General features: G+C 65.7%; 12 protein-coding genes. 10 read left to right on the top strand and 2 right to left on the bottom strand.

Going from position 1 to position 20,865, the window contains the following annotated elements; all coding sequences use genetic code 11:
• Nucleotides 1–45 precede the first annotated feature (45 nt).
• From G8A07_RS25810 to G8A07_RS25795, 4 genes are all read left to right on the top strand, one after another.
• Nucleotides 46–2,847 carry a TonB-dependent siderophore receptor gene (locus tag G8A07_RS25810; RefSeq protein WP_249937145.1) on the top strand — a complete coding sequence of 934 codons (2,802 nt, stop codon included), beginning with the start codon at nt 46–48 and terminating at the stop codon, nt 2,845–2,847.
• Between the two features lie 394 nt (nt 2,848–3,241).
• Nucleotides 3,242–6,277: a TonB-dependent receptor domain-containing protein gene (locus G8A07_RS25805; RefSeq protein WP_195794765.1), complete on the top strand. Its 3,036-nt coding sequence runs from the start codon at nt 3,242–3,244 to the stop codon at nt 6,275–6,277.
• A gap of 94 nt (nt 6,278–6,371) precedes the next feature.
• Nucleotides 6,372–7,079: a 2OG-Fe(II) oxygenase family protein gene (locus G8A07_RS25800; protein WP_195794764.1), complete on the top strand. Its 708-nt coding sequence runs from the start codon at nt 6,372–6,374 to the stop codon at nt 7,077–7,079.
• 251 nt (nt 7,080–7,330) lie between these two features.
• Nucleotides 7,331–10,078: a TonB-dependent siderophore receptor gene (locus tag G8A07_RS25795; RefSeq protein ID WP_195794763.1), complete on the top strand. Its 2,748-nt coding sequence runs from the start codon at nt 7,331–7,333 to the stop codon at nt 10,076–10,078.
• Nucleotides 10,079–10,265: 187 nt separating this feature from the next.
• On the opposite strand, the gene G8A07_RS25790 is transcribed toward G8A07_RS25795, so the two are convergent.
• Nucleotides 10,266–13,115, bottom strand: coding sequence for a TonB-dependent receptor (locus tag G8A07_RS25790; protein WP_249937144.1), 2,850 nt, complete (start codon nt 13,113–13,115; stop codon nt 10,266–10,268).
• 436 nt (nt 13,116–13,551) lie between these two features.
• On the opposite strand from G8A07_RS25790, the gene G8A07_RS25785 reads away from it, so the two are divergent.
• Nucleotides 13,552–14,790 carry an NAD(P)/FAD-dependent oxidoreductase gene (locus G8A07_RS25785; protein WP_195794762.1) on the top strand — a complete coding sequence of 413 codons (1,239 nt, stop codon included), beginning with the start codon at nt 13,552–13,554 and terminating at the stop codon, nt 14,788–14,790.
• 22 nt (nt 14,791–14,812) lie between these two features.
• Nucleotides 14,813–15,571, top strand: coding sequence for a class II glutamine amidotransferase (locus tag G8A07_RS25780; RefSeq protein WP_195794761.1), 759 nt, complete (start codon nt 14,813–14,815; stop codon nt 15,569–15,571).
• 7 nt (nt 15,572–15,578) lie between these two features.
• On the opposite strand, the gene G8A07_RS25775 is transcribed toward G8A07_RS25780, so the two are convergent.
• The gene (locus G8A07_RS25775) at nt 15,579–16,478 is read right to left on the bottom strand and encodes a LysR family transcriptional regulator (RefSeq protein WP_195794760.1); all 900 of its coding nucleotides are present in this window, start codon (nt 16,476–16,478) and stop codon (nt 15,579–15,581) included.
• 155 nt (nt 16,479–16,633) lie between these two features.
• On the opposite strand from G8A07_RS25775, the gene G8A07_RS25770 reads away from it, so the two are divergent.
• The 4 genes from G8A07_RS25770 to G8A07_RS25755 all read left to right on the top strand — a co-directional run bounded on the left by G8A07_RS25770 (nt 16,634) and on the right by G8A07_RS25755 (nt 20,837).
• The gene (locus G8A07_RS25770; protein ID WP_195794759.1) at nt 16,634–17,626 is read left to right on the top strand and encodes an alpha/beta fold hydrolase; all 993 of its coding nucleotides are present in this window, start codon (nt 16,634–16,636) and stop codon (nt 17,624–17,626) included.
• 153 nt (nt 17,627–17,779) lie between these two features.
• Nucleotides 17,780–18,934 carry a sensor histidine kinase gene (locus G8A07_RS25765; RefSeq protein ID WP_195794758.1) on the top strand — a complete coding sequence of 385 codons (1,155 nt, stop codon included), beginning with the start codon at nt 17,780–17,782 and terminating at the stop codon, nt 18,932–18,934.
• Entirely contained in the window at nt 18,931–20,064 is a 1,134-nt protein-coding gene (locus tag G8A07_RS25760) for a sensor histidine kinase (RefSeq protein ID WP_195794757.1), read from the top strand. Before G8A07_RS25765 ends, G8A07_RS25760 begins: the two co-directional genes overlap by 4 nt.
• On the top strand, nt 20,061–20,837 hold the full coding sequence (locus tag G8A07_RS25755; RefSeq protein WP_195794756.1) for a LytTR family DNA-binding domain-containing protein: 777 nt from the start codon (nt 20,061–20,063) through the stop codon (nt 20,835–20,837). Before G8A07_RS25760 ends, G8A07_RS25755 begins: the two co-directional genes overlap by 4 nt.
• Nucleotides 20,838–20,865 lie beyond the last annotated feature (28 nt).

The raw sequence follows: 20,865 nt of genomic DNA, 5'->3' as shown, positions 1-20,865 counted from the left end.
CGAGAAGGGAGTCTGCCGGTGTACGTACCACGTGACTGGTTGGCTATGACGAAATCAAAACGAATGCACTGGAAAATCATGTTCAAAATGACTCGGGTGAGTGCCGCAGTGTTAGCGGTGCTTGGGGGGATATCGGCGAGTTCGGTTCTTGCGCAGCAGCAACAGCTTGAACGCGTAGAGGTCACGGGGTCGTCCGTGCGCCGTATCGATGCCGAATCGGCCTTGCCGGTGATGGTGTTGAAGCGCGAGGACATCGAGCGCTCCGGCGCCACATCGACGGTCGACCTGCTGCGCCGCGTGACCTCGGTGCAAGGGGCAACCGGCGAGGCCAGTTCCGTGGGCGGAGCCACCTTCGGCTTCTCTGGCGTCTCGGTTCACAACATCGGTGAGACCCGCACCTTGGTGCTGTTGAACGGGCATCGACTGTCCTTGTTTGGCGGTCAAACCCTGACCGGCTTTGCTGCGGGCTTCGATCTGAATGCAATTCCCGTCTCGGCCATCGAGCGTGTCGAGGTGCTGACCGATGGAGCTTCCGCGCTGTACGGTGCAGACGCGATTGCCGGCGTGGTGAACTTCATCACCAAGCGCGATCTGTCCAAGGGGGATTTGAGCGTCGGAATTTCCAAGCCCGATGGGGGCGCCGAGGAAAAGCGCTTCAGCATCAGCAAGGGCTTCGGCAATGTGGCGGCCGACGGCTACAACCTGATGCTGGCCTATGCACATGACGAGCGCACCCAGTTGCTGTCGTCGGCACGCAGTTATGGCAAGACCGGCCTGATTCAGTTTGAGCATGCCGGCAAGCGCTACCAGTTCAAGCAGTTCTCGCAGAGCCCCATCCCGGCGAACGCCACCAATGATGCGGGCCTGCTGTTCAGCCCCTATCTGAAGGCAAATGGCTCCTGCCCGGAGAAGACCTTCCGCATCACTGATGCGGGAGGCGACTATTGCGGCTACGACTTTGTCGGCGATCTGGAAATTTATCCGGAGCGCAAGCGCGACAGCGCCTTTGCCTCCTTTACCAAACGGCTGGGCGAGCATGAGCTCTTCGCCGACCTGCTGTGGTCCAAGACCGAGCAGACATCGCGCATCGCCCCCGTGCCGGGCAACATCACCATCGCGGCCGGCTCCGCCTTGCATGACAAGTACCTGAAGCCCTGGGGGGTCACGGGCGACAGTACGGCTGCTTATCGCCTGTTCGATATGGGCAAGCGCACGAACAACGACACGGCCAAGTTCTTCGACCTGTCGCTGGGTGTGCGTGGCGCGTTTGCGGGCTGGGACTACAACGCCGGCTTTACCCATTCCAAGAGCGATGTGGCCGGTGTGACTTCTGGCTATCCGGGTGCGATGGCGGTCGGGCGCCTGCGCGCCAGCGGTCTGCTCGATCCCTTTGTCGGCCCGGGCAAGCAGTCGGCCGAGGCGATGAAGGCGATTGCGGGCACCAACTATGTTGGCTACTGGGACGGTGGCGTGTCCAAGCTGACCACGGCCGAGCTGCGCGGCTCGCGCGAATTGCTGCAGCTGCCGGCCGGCCCGATGCTGCTGGGTGTCGGCGTGAATCTCAGCAAGGAGGACTTCGCGTCCAAGCCCAGCCTGTTTGCCCAAGGTCTGCTGTCCGACCCGGTGGCCGGCACTATCGCCACCAAGCCGGAGGACCGCGACCAGCGTTTCGGTGATGCCTCGGCAAAGGGGCCCTATTCGGCCGGACGCAAATTGCGGGGCGGCTTCGCCGAACTGGTGATTCCGGTGGTCAAGGGTTTCGAGTTGGGCACAGCTATCCGCTATGACCGTTTCTCCGACTTTGGTGGCACCACCACCTTCAAGGAGAGCTTCCGCTGGACCCCGACCTCCAATCTGCTGATCCGTGGCTCGCTGGGTTCGGGCTACCACGCTCCCACCGTCTCGCAGATCAACTCGCCGCTGCAGGCCTATGGTGTGACCAGCGACAAATATGACTGCTCGGATCCGAATGCACCGCAACTGGCGGCCATGGCCAAATCACTGGGCGTGCTATGCCATCCCGGCAGCAAGCAGTATGACCAGTTGGCCGGCGGCAACCCGGAACTGAAGCCCGAGAAGTCGCGTCAGGCAACGCTGGGCGTGCGCTTCGAGCCGACCAAGAGCGTGACGCTGGGCGCCGATCTGTGGTGGGTGGGGATCACCGATGCCTTCGGTCAACTGCCCGAGCAGCTGGTGTTTGGCAATCCGCAAGCCTATGCCAGTTCCTGGGGCAAGCAGACCGATGTCGGGACGGGCAAGACCTACCTGGCTTTCAAAGCCGACAACCGCAATCTGGGCAAGGCCTATCACTCGGGCATCGACCTGGATTTCGCGACGCGCATGAAGCTGGCCTTCGGGGACTGGAATTCCCAGTTCACCGCGACCTACATGATCCGCGAAGACCAGCAGCAGCTGAAGGATGGCCCTTACAACTCGGCCATCGGCGACTACAGCAAGGCTCTGGGGGTCGTCACCTTCCGCGTTACTGGGCGTTGGACCAATACCTTGAAGGCCGGCCCCTGGACCCACACCCTGGGCATCAACTTCAAGTCCGGCTTCAAGGACCAGGAAAAGACCGTGGAGGTTCTTGATGCCAGCGGCAAGGTGACGGGCAAGGAGACAATTCGCCTGGACGTGGGTTACTACGCGACGGCGGATTGGCAGACCGGCTACGAGCTGAACAAGAGCTTCGTCTTCACGGGTGGGGTACTGAATCTGTTCGACAAGAACCCCCCGCTGTCGATCTCGACCAGTGGTGCGAATCGGGGTCAGCCGTTTGGCTACGACCCTCGCTACTACGACCCACGTGGACGTACCGTCTATCTGAACGGCACCTACAAGTTCTGACTTAAATCCGGCTGAAGCCGGTCGAGCCACCTGGGTCGGGCCATGCCTCGATTCAGGTGGCTTTTTACTCTGCCAATCGAAGCTTCAAGCTATTTGGGCGATTTGCAATGCACATGTGTGGCAAAAGGGCGTTGTCCGACTGCAACGTCCGACACCCGCACAGTTGGTCGGAGGGCTAGGGCTTTCACCAGGATTTTGTGCGAAAGGCGGTCGAATGTGCTGCCGTCCCTGTGATCCGTTGGCTCAATTGGGGCCAACCCGGAGGGTCGATTTTTTCCGCTTCGTGAACAGTTGGTAACTGGATCGCAGAAGGCTTACTGGCCCATGCCCCACCAACTTGCCTGTTTCTCACGAAGAAACGGCTTCATTGTCTCTTCCGCACTTGGAGTGCTCTATGTTCAAACGAAAAGCCACCAGCATCGCAGTGCTGATCGTCATGGGAGGTGCTCTAGCGACCCCCGTGGTCGCACAGGAGAAGCTTGAGCGCATTGAGATTACTGGCAGTCGGATCAAGAAAGTCGATCTGACGGCAACCAGCCCCATCCTTACGATCACCGAGGCAGAGTTGAAGGCAAACCAGGACGTTACCCTGGATACCTTCCTGAACTCGCTGCCGCAGATCAACCCTGCGGGCACCACCACCTCCAACAATCCGGGCAATGGCGGTCAGGCCAATATCGACCTGCGTGGTCTGGGCTCCAACCGCAACCTGATCCTGATCGATGGACGTCGACCGATGGTGTCGGCGTCGGATCAGACGGTGGACTTGAACACCATTCCGATGGCGCTCGTCGAGAGCATCGAAGTGATCACCGGCGGTGCCGGCGCGGTGTATGGTGCCGACGCGATCGGTGGCGTGGTCAATATCAAGCTGAAGCGTCGCTTCCAGGGTCTGGATCTTCGCGCCGGCATTTCGAACACGACCAAGCAAAAGGATGCCGAGGAGAAGAACGCCAGCATCACCCTGGGTGGCAACTTTGCGGACAACCGCGGCAATGCCGTCCTCTCGTTCGAGTTTGCCAAGCGTGAAGGCCTGATCAAGGGGCAGCGCCCGTTTGCCGCCGTGGCGACATCGACGACCTCCTTCTGGCCTGAGGGGCGCTATATCGCAGGCTCCACCAATCAACCTAGCCAGGCCGCGGTGGATGCGCTGTACAACGGCTACGCTGGAACGCCTGCCGGCCTGATTACGAGGGGATCGGCCCATTCGTTCAATACGGACGGCACCTTGTTCTATCCTGGGGTGTTCAACAACAAGAACCTGGACGTCATCAACTGGCGCTACCCGGTGGACATGGGGGTGAACACCAAGCTGTTCCCGGACGTCTATTCGTACAACTTCGATGCCGTCAACATCCTGACGCTCCCCTTGGAGCGGCGCTCGATGATGGGCCGCATGGACTTCAAGGTGACGGACAAGACCGAGGTCTTTGCCCGTTTCGGCTACACCCGCTATGAGTCCGCCACGGCCCTGGCCCCGACCCCGGTGCCGACCATCGAGGTCAAGGCGCCCAACGTGGCCAAGTCGAACGAGGGTTCCAGCGCGCTTGTGACACCTGGTCGATCGGCTCTGAGAAACCTGGTCATTCCGGTCACCAATCCCTTCATCCCCAAGGACTTGGCGGTACTGCTTGCGTCGCGGACCGGCGATGACCCGAACCTGGTGGGCTCGGGCGCCAGCGAGGCCTTCCTCTTTACCTGGCGTACCGTCCCGGTGGGTCTGCGCCAGAACAAGTTCACCAATGAGGTGAGCCAGGGCCTTATCGGGGCCAAGGGCGAGCTGTGGTCGGATGCGTGGACCTGGGAGGCCTACCTGTCCGAGGGCCGCACCAAGATCACGAACGACGTGACGGGCAATGTCGACACCAACAAGCTGCTGAATGCCCTGGCCGCTGCGGACGGCGGCAAGAGCCTGTGCGATGGCGGGATCAACCCCTTTGGCCGCCAGAGTATGTCGGCATCCTGCCAGGCCTATCTGGCAGCGCCCGGAGGCCAGCAGACCACCTTCGATCAGAGCATCGGCCAAGCCTTCATCTCCGGTGAACTGGCTCAGTTGTCTGCCGGCCCGCTGGCCCTGGTTGGCGGTCTGGAGTTCCGCAACTTCAAGTACAACTTTGATCCCGGTGCGGGCAGCGGCCCAATCTCGGGTTTCAACGTCCAGTCTCCGGCCGGCGGGAAGAACAGCTTCAAGGACGTGTTCGGTGAACTACAGATCCCGTTGCTGAGCCGCGCTCCGATGGCGAAGTCCCTGGACCTGAGCCTGGCAGCACGCCACTCCACGGCCAAGGCCACGGACACCTTGAATAACCTGGACACCCCCAGCCAGAGCAGCAATGCCTTCTCGCTGAACCTGACATGGGTGCCCAGCGACGACCTGCGCGCCCGCATGTCGCTGCAGAAGGCGGTGCGTGCGCCCAATTTCGGCGAGCTGTTCGATGGCAGTGGCTCTGCGCCGCAGATCTTCGACCCCTGCTCTGCCAGTTCGGTGGCGCGTACGACCGGCGCGGATGCGGCCAAGCTGGCCGCCCTGTGTCAGGCGACCGGCGTCTCGGCCTCCAATCTGGCGACCTACGCCCAACTGCCTGGATCGCAGCTCGGTATCAATCAGGCGGGCAACATCAACCTGAAGCCCGAGAAGGGCAACAGCGTGACCGTGGGCCTGGTCTGGGTGCCGACGGACGGCATGTTCAAGGGCTTCTCCGGGTCTATCGACTACTACAGCTTCGACGTCAAGGATGCGATCCTTACTCCCGACTCGAACCAACTGATCGCAAGTTGCTACAACTACGATGGCAGCAATGCGCAGTACAGCAAGGACCATCCGGCCTGCAAGGGCATCGGGCGCTCCGGTGCTGACATCGGTGTGCTGGAAAACGGTTACGCCGCCGATGGGCTCTTTGCCAACAGCAATGAAGGCCGGATCAAGACCAGCGGTATCGATCTGGCGCTTGGATGGAGTGATCGTGTCGGCCCTGGCCGCCTGGATCTGGGTGCCAACCTGAACTTCCTGCTCAAGCATGAACGGAAAGCTGCCAGCTATCTGCAAAGCAAGAGCTATGAAGGTACGGTGGCCTACTTCGGTTCCGGCTTGGGCCAGTCGTTCCCCAAGACTCGTGGCATCTTCAACATCCGCTACAAGCTGGGCGATGTCTCGGTGGACTCGCGCATCCGCTACATCGGTTCGATGAAGAACCGCATGGCGCTGAACTTCCCCGGCGAAGTCTTTACCGGTGTGCCTGACGTGACCTATGTCGATCTGGGTGCGACCTGGGAGTTCCGCAAGGGGATGTCGGTGCGCATGGGCCTGAACAATGCGTTCGACAAGAAGCCGCCGGTCTACGCGCCGAACGTGCAGTCGGGCACCGATCCGTCCACCTATGACGTGATCGGCCGTCGCTTGTTTGCGCAGATGCAGTTCACCTTCAATTAAATCCTTCGTCATTGGAAGGCCCTGCGATGGCATGTCGCGGGGCCTTTTTCATTGGGCGCTGGAGATAATCGATCGATGAAGAAGAGGGGGATCAATGCTGATTCAGCGGGCCTTGCAGACACAGTCTTTTGTCGCCTCGCTCCGTGACAGCGGCCGAGGCCAGGCCGTGGGCGTGCTGGAACCCGAGGTCGCGCAGCGCTTGGCGCTAGCGGCCGCGCAGGCTGCATTCAGCTTGTCGGTGAACAGCGGGCCCAAGTCCATGGACCTTTCCTTGGCCGAGCTCGCAACGCTGACGCAGCCGCAGCACGACCAGATGACGGCGCTGATCCATGCCGGTGCGCGTTCTGGGTTCCAGTATTGCTTCGACAGCTATCGTCTCTCCGATGCCATCGAGCAGGGCGAGTTGCAGCAAGGGCCGCTGTACGACTTCTACCGATCGCTCAACTCGGCACCGGTGCTCGATCTGTTTCGCCAGATCGCCGGTGATGCCGCCATCGACTTCTGCGATGCCCAGGTGACGCGGTACAGGCCGGGGCATTTTCTGACGCAGCATGATGATGCGGTCGACGGCAAAGGGCGGGTCATGGCCTTCGTGCTGAACTTGACGCCGCAATGGCGTGCCGACTGGGGGGGGCTGCTGCTGTTCCATGGCTCGGATGGCCATGTCGAGGGGGGCTATACCCCGGGATTCAATTGCTTGAATCTGTTCAAGGTGCCCAAATTGCACGCGGTCAGCCAGGTTGCGGCGTTTGCCGGGGCCGCCAGGCTCTCGATCACGGGCTGGGTGCGCCGCCGCGCCTGACGGCTGACGATGGGCACCGACGGCCGCGATGTTTGTCGTGGGACGGCAACATTCGTGCGCTGTGCAAGGTGTGTTAACCCCGAAATTTGCTTGAACTGGTTGATATTCGCCCTTTTGTGCGAATCGAAGGTGAGTGGCAAAAGTCATTAACTTGAAGCATTGCAAACTTTCCTCCACGAGGCCCCGGTTCGTCACCGGGGCCTTTCGTTTTCAGGGCCAGTTCCCCTCGGTCCTCAATTCAAGGAGTTTTCATGTTCAAGCTGAATGCGGTCAGTTTCGCAGTGGCGACCATTGCGGCTGCCGCGGCGTTGCCGGCCCTGGCCCAGGATCAACAACTGGAGCGCGTCGTCGTGACGGGTTCCGCGATCAAACGCATCGCCGCCGAAGGCGCCTTGCCGGTGCAGACCATCTCCAAGCAGGAGATCGAGCGCAGTGGTGTGACTTCGGTCGTCGAGCTGATGCAAAACCTGTCCTCCATCCAGGGTGGTGTGGTGGAAGGCGACACGGTCGGCGGCGGCGGTGGCGGCCAGGCCACGGTGTCGATCCACAATCTCGGCGGCGATCGCACCCTGGTGCTGTTGAACGGGCGACGCATGATCGGCGAGGCCGGCGGTTCCGTCGACCTGAACATGATTCCCCTGGCCATCGTCGAACGCGTCGAAGTGCTGACCGATGGCGCCTCGGCGCTGTACGGCTCCGATGCCGTGGCCGGCGTGGTGAACTTCATCACCCGCACCAACTCGAGCAAGCGCAACATCACCTTGTCGGCCTCGGTGCCTTCCGAGTCGGGTGGCAAGGAGCGCAATGCCTCGATCTCCGGCGGCTTCGGCGATCTGGACACCGATGGCTTCAATGTCATCGCGGGCCTGTCGATCGACAAGCGCGACGCGCTGAACGCCAGCCAGCGCGAGTTCTCCAAGACCGGTGTGATCCACTTCGGCTTCGAGGGCAAGCGCTACGAGTTCTTCAACGGCTCGGGCTCCAGCATTCCGGGCAATGTCAATGTGCCCATCCCGAAGGCCGACGGTACCTATGACACGGTGGCCCGCAATGCCTACCTGGCCCAGAACGGCAAGTGCGCGCCGATGCATGTCAAGGATGGCGACTCCTGCTCCTTCGACTACGCCGGTACCGTGCAGGCCTTCCCGGACCGCGAGCGCTCCAACTTCTTCGGCTCGTTCAGCAAGAAGCTGGGCGAGAACCATCTGTTCCGCGCCGACGTGCTGCTGGGTAAGACCAAGACCAGCGGCAAAATCGCCGCGGTGCCCGGCCAGGTGCTGGTGGACGTGAACGGCCCCTTCGCCAAGGAACTGGCCTCGGTCGGCTACACCCCGGCCTACCTGAGCTCGATCGGTCTGGACCCGAACCGCCCGGCCGCGGTGTCTTATCGCGTCTACGACCTGGGCAATCGCACCAGCACCTTCGAGCGCGACACCAAGGGTCTGTGGCTGTCGCTGGAGGGGCAACTGGCCGGCTGGGACTACAACGCCAGCCTGGGTTACCAGCGCGCCCTGATGGAGGAGAGCAATGCCGGCTATCCGCTGGCCAATGCCTTCGGCGCCCTGCTGCGCAGCGGCATCTGGAACCCCTTCGCGTTGCCGGGCCAGCAGTCGCAGGCCGCGATGGACGCCGCCAAGGCGATCATGATCAGTGGCGTCTACGACAGCGAGAAGAGCACGCTGATGAACGCCGACGTGCGTGCCTCGCGCGAACTGTTCGCGCTGGGTGGCGGCAAGGCCGCCCTGGCTGTCGGTGCCAGCTTCTCGCAGGACAAGGTCTCGACCGACCCGGGAGCGGTGGCGCGCGGCGTCGGCGGCCCGAATGGCAACGACCAGCGTTTCGGTGACGGCACCGTGGCGATTCCCTACTCGGCCAAACGTGACACCATGGGCCTGTTCGGCGAGCTGGTGGCGCCGATCAGCAAGACCTTCGAGCTGACCGCCGGCCTGCGCTACGACGACTACCGCCATATCGCCAGCGCGACCAACGGTAAGGTCTCGTTCCGCTTCCAGCCCAGCCCCGTCGTGCTGCTGCGCGGCTCGATTGGTACCGGCTTCCGCGTGCCGACCCTGCGTCAGCTCTATCGTCCGCTGCAGGAGTTCGGCGTGACCGCCGAGCCCTACGCCTGCTCGGACGAGATGTCCGCGATGGCCAAGAGTCTGGGCGCCGCCTGCCAGGGCAGCAAGAAGCAGTACAACGTCTATACCGGTGGCAACAAGGCGATTCAGCCCGAGGAGTCCAAGCAGGCCACCCTGGGCGTGCGTATCGAGCCGTCCAGCAGCTTCTCCGTTGGCGCCGATTGGTGGTGGGTCGGCATCGACAAGACCTTCGGCTCGGTGGATGAGAACGAGGCCTTCGGCAACGTCAACAAGTACTCGAACCTGTGGATGGTCTACACCGATCCGGTGACCAAGGAGAAGTTCCTGGCCTACAACGCCAGCCAGACCAACCTGGGCAAGTCCTACACCAGCGGCATCGACTTCGACGCCACCGCGCGCTTTGATACCCCGCTGGGCAAGCTGACCTCGAACCTGCGCGCCACCTACATGCTGCGCAGCAAGAAGCAACTGCTGGCGGGCGGCGAGTACTTCTCGACCGTGGCTGACAACCATCCCTCGATCGGTGACGTGACCTTCCGTTGGAAGGGGCAGCTGACCAACACGCTGCAAAGCGGTCGTTGGATCCATGCGGCCAATATCAACTTCCAGTCGGGCTACAAGGACTTCCCGACCGACGTGTACGGCATCGATGCAAACGGCAACTACAACGGCGATGACCGTACCGTGCGCCTGAAGGTCAAGCCCTATGCGACCTTGGACTGGCAGACCACCTATGCCTGGAACAAGCAGCTGACGCTGACAGGTGGCGTGAAGAATGTGTTCGACAAGGAGCCGCCGCTGTCGCTGCGCGCCAAGGGCGGTCACATGCTGGGCTTCGACTATCGCTACTACAGCCCGCTGGGTCGTACTCTGCAGGTCAAGGCCAGCTACGACTTCTGATCCATCGATCCATCATTGATGGTCTGAAAGGCCCGGGGCTCCCCGGGCCTTTTTCTTTGCTGCAAGCGTATCGGTGGCGGTGCTGCGGTGTTGTACCGCCACGAACGAGAAGGGCTGCCATCGGCAGCCCTGCTTGTCGAGTAACAGCCGGCAGGACAGGCCTGCCGGTTGACCAGGAGTCGCTCGTTCAGTAACGCAGCCCTGCCGAGACGTAGAACTGTCGGCCCAGCGGGCTGGCATAGCGGCCGTCGTAACCCACCTGGTTGCCACCACCGGCGATACGGATCGACAGCGGCGGATCCTTGTCGAGCAGATTCTTGATGCCGGCGGTGAAGTTCAGCATCTTGTTCAGCTGGAAGCGGGTCTGCCAGTCGACGGTTGAGTAAGCCTTGACCTTGCGCTTCAGGCCCGCATAGTCGCCCAGGCTGCCATCGGGGTTGACGAACTTCAGCGAGCCATCGTCCTCGGTGATCACCTGGTCGGTGTAGCCCGAGCGCCAGTTGTAGGTCAGCGTGTGGCTCCAGGCGTCGCTCGGCTTCAGGTTGGCCGAGATGCGCTGGACCACGCGCGAGGTGGCGTTGTTGTAGGCATCGAAGCGGCCGACGCTGCTTTCAACCGTGCCCGCGATCTCGACCTCGGAGCGGATCATGTAGGTGCCGCTCCAGTCCAGCCGCAGCTTGCCCAGCATGGTGCCGAAGTTCGCCGTTGCATCCCAGTCGACGCCGCTGTAGCGGGATGAGCCCAGGTTGAAATTGGGCAGCAGCGTGGCCAACTTGTTCTGGCCCTGGCCGGCGTCGAACACCGTGAAGAACAGATCGTTGTACTTGGCCGGGTCCCGGAACGGGAAGGTTTCCGGCATCGCGACGATCTGGTTCTTCATGCGCACGGACCAGTAGTCCAGGCCCACCGAGATGTCGCGCGTCGGCTCGACGCGCAGGCCCAGGGTGGCGTTCTTCGATTCCTCGGGCTTCAGACCGTTCGCGCCGCTGAGCGGGTTGCCGCCGGCCAGCAGGTCGTACTGGGTCGTGCCCTTGCAATCCGCCGCGCGCGGATCGGGGGCCTTGACCGGGCAGGGGTACTTGCCGCTGGTCACGCCGAAGTCGGAGATCGGCTTCGTGATCTCATCCAGGTTGGGCGCCTTGAAGCCGGTGCCGTAGGAGCCACGCACCATCACCGAGTCGATCGGACGGAAGCGCAGGGCCAGCTTGTAGGTGGCCTTGTTGTTGGCGTTACCCTGGCTGCCGGGTTTGTCCAGCGTGCCGTCGTCCTTGAAGATGTACTCGTTGCGGACTTTCGAGTAGTCGTCGTAGCGGACCGCGCCCGTGACCTCCAGGGTCTTGTGCAGCGGCACCAGCAGCTCGGCGAACACGCCCCAGTTGTTGCGGCTGGCGCCGACCGGCAGCGCGCCGGGCGCGGAGCCGAAGGGGGTGTCGGTGCCGTTGTGCAGCTTGTTCGGGCCTTGCGAGATCTCGCTGGGCAGCAGTTCGTACTTCTGCTTGGTGTAGTCGAAGCCGGCACCCAGCATGGCAGGGCCGGCCGGGCCCTTGAACAGCTCGCCCGAGGCGCGCAGGCTCGCCACATCCAGCGAAGTCTTGGTGCGGTCCTGCAGCGACTTCAGCACGCAGGGCGCGAACAGCGCCTGGTTGCCGCCGGGCTCGGCGAAGGGGTTGACCTTGCCGGAGGCGATCAGCGTGTTGTAGCAGTTGCGGCTCATGAAGCCGCCGTCGTACATCGCGTCGCGCTTGGACTCCGAATGCACATAGGAGGCGGTGTAGTCATAGCCCATGAACAGACCTTCGACACCGACCGCCAGATGGTTGGACTTGGTCTTGTAGAGCATCTGCCGACCGCCGGCATCGACGAAGCGATTGTTGGTCGAGGCCTTGGACACATTGGCCGGATCCACGCCGAGCGCGGCCAGATGGGGGCTCACATACTGCGCATACAGCGGATCGGTCAGCGCCAACGAAATCACCTGGGCGGGCGGCGCGAAGCGGCCAGCCAGCTCGAAGTCGGCATAGACATATTCGGCGAACAGCGTGGTGTCGGCGTTCAGCTTGGCATTGCCGGCAAGCATCAGGCTGTCGCGCTTGCTGGTTGGGATCAACTGCACCGTGGCGCCGTAGTCGTACCAGCAGGCCTTGTCCAGGCCGGTGGTGCTCAGCGCGGTGTTCGGACTGCACTTGCCGTCCTTCATGTAGTTGGGCGAGAAGATGAGCGCGGAGATCTCCTCGCCGTCCTTCATCATCGGGTTGGTCAGGTTCAGGTTCACCGAGGCCGGCGCCGTGTTCACCGCCAGTTGATACAGCGAGTAGCGCTTGCCGCCCTCGTTGAACTGCATCACGCCCGACTTGGCGTAGTCACGGTCCTTGGCATCCAGGCCCGCCTGCTTGTCGCGGGAGAAGGCGGCGAAGACATTGAAGCCGTCTTGCTCCAGATTGCCGAAGCCCTTGGACAGCGAGACATTGCTCGAGTCGCCGCCGCCCTTGGCTTCGGGCATGTTCTTGTTCAGGTCGATGGCCAGTTCGGTCTGGTTCTTGCGGGTGATGAAGTTCACCACGCCGGCCACGGCGTCGGAGCCATACAGGGCCGAGGCACCGTCGGTCAGCACCTCGACGCGCTCGATCACGGCGAGCGGAATGCTGGACAGGTTGACGGCTGAGCCGGCGTCATAGGAGGCCACGCGGCGGCCATTCAGCAGCACCAGGGTGTAGCGATGGCCGATGGAGTGCAGCGATGCGGTCTGGACACCGCCTGCATTGCCATTCACCGATTCTGCGGAGGCGTAGAAGCCCTGCATCGACGGCAGGTTCTGGATCAGGTCCTCGGCGCTTTTTGCGCCGGAGCGCTCGATGTCGGCGCGCGACAGGGTCAGCACCGGCAAGGCGCCTTCGGCGGCGATGCGCTTGATCGAGGAGCCGGTTACTTCAACGCGTTCCAGGGACTGCTGTGCGAGAGCGTTGCCGGCCAGCAGCAGCGAACCGCCGCTGGCAGCCAGCATGGCGGCGATGCAGATTTTGGTTTTCCTGAACATCATGTGAGTGCTCTCCTTATGTGGGGAAGATGGAGCTGAGACCTTGTTGGGTCCCGATGGGCCTGGTGAGCCCGACAGCGAGGGAGTGAGAAAAGTCAGGGGTGCCATTGTGCGAATTGCGTTCGAAGTCCAGCGCGGGGCTTCCCCCAAGAGCCATTGGTGACCCCGCGAGGGCTGCGATGCGGCTGTTTCAGCAGAGGTACAAAAAAAGCAATGGGAACAAGGGCTTATATAAGGTGTCGGTGGTAACCCTGAAATGCTTGAAACGTCCCGAATGTCGGTCCCCATCGCGGCAAACCCTAGTCCTGGCGCCGATGACAATGTCGCTTGCTGACAACGAACAACGACCGGTAAGACCCATCGCAGCATTCGGGAAGAGCCCCGCAGCCGGCCGAGCAAGCCTTTCTAGAATGCAGGCTCATAACAAGGAGGAAACAACATGTCGCTGCCGCCCCTCACCCCGCCCGCCGCCTGCGAGGTGCTCGTCATCGGCGCCGGCCCTGCGGGCAGCGCCGCGGCGCGGCAGCTGGCGCGGGCGGGTGTCGATGTGCTGCTGGTCGACCAGCAGCCGCCGGGGCGCGACAAGGTCTGCGGCGATGGCCTGATCCCGGATGCGCATCAGGCGCTGGCGCGGCTGGGCCTGCTGGAGGCGGTGATGGCCAAGGCGGAGCGCGTGGCCCATGTCGGCTGCATCGGGCCGCGCGGCGGGCGGGTCGACGTGCCGGGTTCGCTGGCGGTGCTGCCGCGGCGCGAGCTGGACCGGCTGCTGCTGGACGCGGCGCTGGATGCCGGCGCGCATTTCCTGCAGGCCCGCTTCGAGGCGCCGCTGGAGGCTGATGATGATCAGCAGCCGGCCCGCGTCGGTGGCGCCGTGCTGAAGCTGGAGGACGGTTCCCTGCATGAGCTGCGCGCGGGTCTGGTGCTGCTGGCCACCGGCGCGGTGCCGAAGGCGCTGATCGCGGCCGGCATGTGCGAGCGCCACACGCCCAGCGGCGTCGCGCTGCGCGGCTATGTGCGGGCGCCCGCCCTGGTCGGGAAGATCAAGGCGATGGAGGTGGTCTGGTCGCGCGCGGTGCGGCCGGGCTATGGCTGGATCTTTCCAGCGCCGGACGGTTGCTTCAACATCGGCGTCGGCGTCACCGACAGCCACCGTGCGGTCGGTGGCAAGGGCGCGAAGAAGGAGCTGAACCTGCGCGCGATCTTCGACGCCTTCGTCGCCCACTACGAGCCGGCTGCGCGCCTGATGCGCGAGGGCGAGCTGCTGGGCGAGCTGAAGGGCGCGCCGCTGCGCTGCACCCTGGCCGGCGCGCGCTGGAGCCGGCCCGGCCTGATGGTGATCGGCGAGGCCGCCGGCTCCACCTATTCCTTCACCGGCGAGGGCATCGGCAAGGCGATGGAGACCGGCATGCAGGCCGCCGAGGCCTGGCTGGCCCATCGCGACGACGAGGCCGCGGCGCGCGCCCGCTATGAGACCGGGCTGCGCGCGCTGCAGCCGCGCTACGACCTCTATGAGCGCGCCAACCGCGTCAACGCCTATCCCTGGCTGGCCGATCTGCTGATCTGGCGGGCGGGCAAGAGCGAGCGCCTGCTGCGCCGCATGAGCGGCGTGCTCAACGAGACCAGCAATCCCGGCAATCTGGTCAGCTGGCGTGGCCTGACGCGCATCATCTGGGAATGACGGACAAGGTAGTAACAGCAGTATGTGTCAACTTCTCGGGATGAACTGCCACGGCCAGCACGACATCATGTTCAGCTTCCGCGGCCTGGCCTCGCGGGCCGACGAGCACAAGGACGGCTTCGGCATCGCCTTCTTCGAGGGCCGCGGGCTGCGCCATTTCGTCGACCACCACAGCGCGCGCCGCTCGCCGCTGGCCGAGCTGGTCAAGAGCTACCCGATCCGGAGCGACAACGTCATCGCCCATATCCGCAAGGCCACACAAGGTCAGGTCGCGCTGGAGAACACCCACCCCTTCCAGCGCGAGCTGTGGGGGCGCTACTGGGCCTTCGCGCACAACGGCAACCTGAAGGACTTCCAGCCGCGCCTGCATGCCGCGTTCCGGCCCGTCGGCCAGACCGACAGCGAGCGCGCTTTCTGCTGGCTGATGCAGGAGCTGGCCAAGGCCCATGCCGACGTGCCCTCGGTCGAGGAGCTGACCCGCACGCTGGCCGAGCTGATGCCGCAGATCGCGGCCCATGGCACCTTCAACATGCTGCTGACCAATGGCGAGGCCATGTGGGCGCATTGCTCGACGCATCTGCACTACACCCTGCGCGGCTTCCCCTTCGGCTCGGCGGTGCTGCAGGACGAGGACCTGACGGTGGATTTCGGCAGCCAGACCATGGCCAGCGACCGCGTCGCGCTGGTCGCGACCCAGCCGCTGACCCGCGACGAGACCTGGACGCCTTTTGGCAGCGGCGAGCTGCTGGTGTTCCGCCAGGGGGCGCTGCTGCGCACCTGAGCCCGCTTCAGCGCAGCGAGGGATCGGCGCGCAAGGTGGCCGCCGCCATCTCGATGAAGCGCCGCACCCGGCTCGGCGCATGGCGGCCCTGCGGATAGACGATGTGCACCGGCAGCACCTCCGGCTCGAAGCCGCCCAGCAGCACCCGCAGCCGGCCCTCGCGCAGCGGCTCGGCCACCTGGTAGGACAGGGCGCGCGCCACGCCCAGGCCCTGGCTCGCCGCGGCGATGGCCGAGTCGTTCGTCGTGCACCACAGCCGCGGGCGCAGCCGCACGCTGAGCGCGCGGCCCTCGTCCTGGAAGCGCCATTCCGAGGTCGGCGTCAGCCCGGCGGTGGCGATGCAGTCATGGTCCTGCAGCTCGCGCGGATGCTGCGGCTCGCCGCGCTCGGCCAGATAGGCCGGCGCCGCGCAGGCCACCAGGCGCACCTGGCCGACCACCTGGGCATGCAGGCCCGAGTCCGGCAGGCGCCCGATGCGAAAGGCCAGGTCCACCCCCTCGTCGACCAGGTTCACGACCCGGTCGACCATCAGCGCCTGCACCTCGGTCTTCGGATAGGCGCGCAGGAAGGCGCCGATCAGCGGCATCGCATACATCGCGCCGAACAGCACCGGCGCGGTCAGCACCAGCCGCCCCTGGGGTTCGGCCTGCTGGCCGGCCGCCGTCTCCTGGGCCTCCTGCACCTCCGCCAGGATCCGCTTGCAATCCTCGTAGTAGCGCAGCCCCGCCTCGGTCGCCCGCACCATGCGGGTATTGCGCTGCAGCAGGCTGGCGCCGAGCTGCGCCTCCAGCGCGGCGATCGAGCGGGTCACCGCCGCCGGTGACAGCCGCAGCTCGCGGGCGGCGGCGGCGAAGCCGCCCTGGTCCATCACGGTGACCAGCACGCGCATCTGGTGCAGCAGATCCATGCGGGACGGGGCTCCTGATTGTTGCGTTGAGCGAAATGCCAGATTGAATTTTCCGGCAATTCAAAACTCCGGCGCAATCCCAAAACTAGGAGTCGGGCGCCCGGGACATTCGGGCCACCAAGTCCACCCACCTGCTTGCCGAAAGGTCGTTCCCCATGAAACTGCGTCAACTTGCCGCTGCCGTCGCCACCGCCCTGATCAGCCTGAGCCTCGCGCCGCAGGCGCTGGCCGCTCCCGTGGCCGAGGCGCCGACGGCCCGCGTGGCCGCCGAGCCGCAGATCCGCTACCGCAGCCTGAGCATCGATGGCGTCGAGCTGTTCTACCGCGAGGCCGGGCCGGCGCAGGGGCCGGTGCTGCTGCTGCTGCACGGCTTCCCGACCTCCTCGCACATGTTCCGTGAGCTGATCCCGCGGCTGGCCACCAAGTACCGGGTGATCGCGCCCGACTACCCCGGCTTCGGCCATAGCGCGATGCCGCCGCGCGAGCGCTTTGCCTACACCTTCGACAACTACGCCGGCCTGATCGGCAAACTCACCGAGGCGCTGGGCGCAAGCAAGTATTCGCTGTATGTGATGGACTATGGCGCGCCGGTCGGCTACCGGCTGGCGACCCGGCATCCGGAGCGGGTCAGCGCGCTGATCGTGCAGAACGGCAATGCCTATGAGGAGGGCATCGAGGGCTTCTGGGATCCGATCAAGGCCTACTGGAAGACCGGCGCGGCGCCGGAGCGCGAGGCGCTGCGCTGGCTGACCTCGATCAAGGCGACCCGCTGGCAGTACAGCAACGGCGTGGCCGATGCCTCGCTGCTCAGTCCCGACGCCTGGACCGTCGACCAGGCCCTGCTCGACCGCCCCGGCAACCAGGAGGTGCAGCTCGACCTGTTCTACGACTACCGCCGCAACCTCCCGCTCTACCCGGTCTGGCAAGCCTATTTCCGCAAGCATCAGCCGCCGACCCTGGTGGTCTGGGGCAAGAACGATGCGATCTTTGTCGCTGCCGGTGCCGCGCCCTACAAGCGCGACCTGCCCGAGGCCGAGATCCATCTGCTCGACACCGGCCATTTCGCGCTCGAGACCCATGGCCCGCAGATCGCCGGCCTGATCGACGAGTTCCTGGCGCGCAAACTGCCGGCCCAGGGCGCCCGCTGACGCGGCGACCGGTCCGCCCGCCGGGGCGGGCCGGTGCGCGGGCGGCGGACGCCATTCGCCACATGGATTCCGCCGTTCGCCGCGCGCCGCGGGAGGCGGGGCCCACCCCCTGCCTACACTGTGTTCATGACATCGGACAGCCGTCTTCTTTGCATGAACAGTTTCCAGCGCTGGTACTTCAACTGGGCCGAGCCCCGCTACCAGCGGATGCCGGCGGACATGCAATGCCAGGCGCGTGCGATGGACCGCTTCCTCTACAGCCGGCGCGGCCTCTGGGCCTGGAGCGGCACCGCGCTGGCGGTGGGCGGCTGCACCCTGGCGCTGAACGCGGCCGGCATGCCCTGGTGGCTGGCCCTGCTGGTCGCGCTGATGCTGGTGTTCGGCCTGGCGATGGGCCTGGTGATCGCCTGGCTGATGCCCGACATCCTCGGCCGCGGCGGCCTGCCGCGGGTCTCGGCCCAGGTGCTGCTGGGCGCGGTGGCCGGCTCCAGCCTGAGCTTCCTGGGCCTGCGCCTGGCGGGCCCCGGCGGCTCGGCGGGGCTGGACGATCTGCCGGCCGCGCTGCATGAGCTGCTGCGCGTCGGCCTGCCGGCGGCGCTGCTGGCCGCGCTGGCCCTGCTGCTGCTGATGTGGACCGTCGCCGGCGCACGCCGCGCGCAGATGCAGCGCGAGCTGGCGCGGCTGCGCGAGGCCAGCGAGCGCGAGAGCGCGGCCCGCGAGACCAGCGAGGCGCGGCTGCGCCTGCTGCAGGCGCAGATCCAGCCGCATTTCATCTTCAACACCCTGTCCGCGGTCCAGCATTGGGTGGACAGCGGCGACGCCCGCGCCAGCGGCCTGCTGCGCGCGCTGACCGCCTTCCTGCGCGGCACCGCCGAGCTGATGCTGCGCCCGCGGGTCAGCCTGGCCGAGGAGCTGGCGCTGGCCGAGCAATACCTGCATGTGATGCAGGCGCGCTGGGGCGGCCGCCTGCGCTACCAGCTGGAGATCGACGCCGCGCTGGCGGCGCGCGCCGAGTTGCCGCCCGGCATCCTCTTGAGCCTGCTGGAGAACGCGCTGGAGCATGGCCTGGCGCCGGCCCTGGCCGGCGGCCAGCTGAGCCTGGGCCTGAGCGCGCGCGCCGGCGGCGGTTGGTGCCTGGAGGTGGCCGACGACGGCGTGGGCCTGGCGGCCGGCTGGTCCGAGGGCCTGGGCCTGGCCAACAGCCGCGCCCGCCTGGGCCATGCCTTCGGCGCCGCGGCCCGCCTGGAGCTGTGTCCGCGCCCCGAGGGCGGCACCCTGGCCCGCCTGGTGGTGGAGGGCGCCCGATGACGCGCGCCGCGGCTCGGCCGGGCATCGACTGGAGCCAGCTCTGGTATCCCGGCCCGACCCGGGTGTTCAGCGCCGAGGAGCTGGCGCGCGCCGGCGGCGACCGCCCCGGGCTGACCTTCCTGCTGCTGCTGGCGGTCAATATCGTGATGTTCTGCTTCGCGATGCTGGTGGCCACGCCGGCCCATCTGGTGCCGCGTCTGGTGTTGCTGCTGCTCGGCTTCGCCCTGCTGGGCGTTGCCGGCTGCGTGGCGCTGTGGCGCCGGCCGGCCCGGCCCCGGCTCAATCTGCTGATGTTCGGCGCGATGGGCTTCTTCCTGCTGCCGCTGTTTGGCATGAGCGGCGGTCCCGTGGCGGATCGCAACACCCTGCTGCTGTGCACCGGCCTGGCGACGGTGGCGCTGACCCTGGGCTTCTGGTTCACGGCGCTATTCCGCGCCCACCAGATCGCCGCGCGCCTGCGCGAGCTGGCGGAGCGCGAGCGCACCCAGGCCGCGCTGGCCCAGCTGCTGCATGCGCAGATCCAGCCGCATTTCCTGTTCAATTCGCTGGCCTCGCTGCAGCATTGGGTGGAAAGCGGCGACCAGCGCGCCGCGCCGCTGCTGCGTTCGCTGACCTCCTATCTGCGCGCCACCCTGCCGCTGTTCAACCGCGAGCGACTGAGCCTGGGCGAAGAGCTGGAGGCGGTGCGCCATTACCTGGACGTGATGCGCGGCCGGCTCGGCACGCGGCTGACGGTGGCGATCGACGTGCCGCCGGCGCTGGGCGGCCAGCTGCTGCCGCCGGCCCTGCTGCTGACCCTGGTCGAGAACGCGATCGAGCATGGCGTCGCGCCCAAGCTCGGCGCCGCGCACCTGAGCCTGCGCGCCGGCTGGGAGGCCGGCGGCACCGGCACGAGCATGGTCTGGCTGGAGGTGGCCGACGACGGCCCGGGCCTGCCCGAGCCGGGCGGCCTGCCGGTCGCGGGCCGCGGCGTCGGCCTGGCCAATGCGCGCGCCCGGCTGCGCCAGGGCTTCGGCCCGCGCGCCAGCCTGCTGCTGCAAAACCGGGACGAGGGCGGCTGCGTGGCGCGGGTGCGCCTGCCGGCCCTGACGAGCCATCACGAAAGTAGCCACGAGGAGCCAAGCGCATGACGAGCACGACCCCACGCTGTACCGCCCTGATCGCCGACGACGAGGAGGGCCCGCGCGAGCAGCTGCGCGCCGCGCTGACGCGGCTGTGGCCCGAGCTGGAGATCGTCGCGGCGAGCGAGCATGGGGTCGATGCCTGGGACGACTTCCTGGCGCTGGAGCCGCAGATCTGCTTCCTGGACATCCGCATGCCGGGTCTGACCGGGCTGGAGGTGGCGCGCCGCATGGCCGCCACCGACCATCCGCCCCAGGTGGTGTTCGTCACCGCCTTCGGCGACCATGCGCTGTCGGCCTTCGACGCCGGCGCGGTCGACTATGTGATGAAGCCGGTCGACGACGAGCGCCTGGCCCAGGCGATCGAGCGGGTCCGGGCGCGGCTGCAGACCCCGCAGCCGGGCCCGGACCTGCAGGCCCTGCTCAAGCAGCTGCTGCCGGCCGCCGCGGCCCCGGTGCGGCCGCGCCTGATCCAGGCCAGCCTGGGGCGCGAGGTCAAGATGATCGCGCCCGAGGAGGTGATCTTCTTCGAGAGCGACAACCGCTACACCCGCGTCGTCTACCAGGGCGGCGAGGCGCTGATCCGCACCCCGCTGAAGGAGCTGCTGACCACGCTGGACGCCGAGGTGTTCTGGCAGGTGCACCGCTCGGTGCTGGTGAACAGCCGGCATGTCGCCAGCGCGCTGCGCGTCGACGAGAACTCGATGGTGCTGACCCTGAAGGGCCGCGAGGACAAGTTGCCGGTGTCGCGCCAGTTCCAGGGCCTGTTCAAGGGGCAGTGATGACCCGGGCGTCGGCCCGGGCGCCTTT

The sequence above is a fragment of the Roseateles sp. DAIF2 genome (assembly GCF_015624425.1).
Taxonomy (GTDB): Bacteria; Pseudomonadota; Gammaproteobacteria; order Burkholderiales; family Burkholderiaceae_C; genus Kinneretia.
This window is presented reverse-complemented; position numbering and strand designations above follow the sequence as displayed.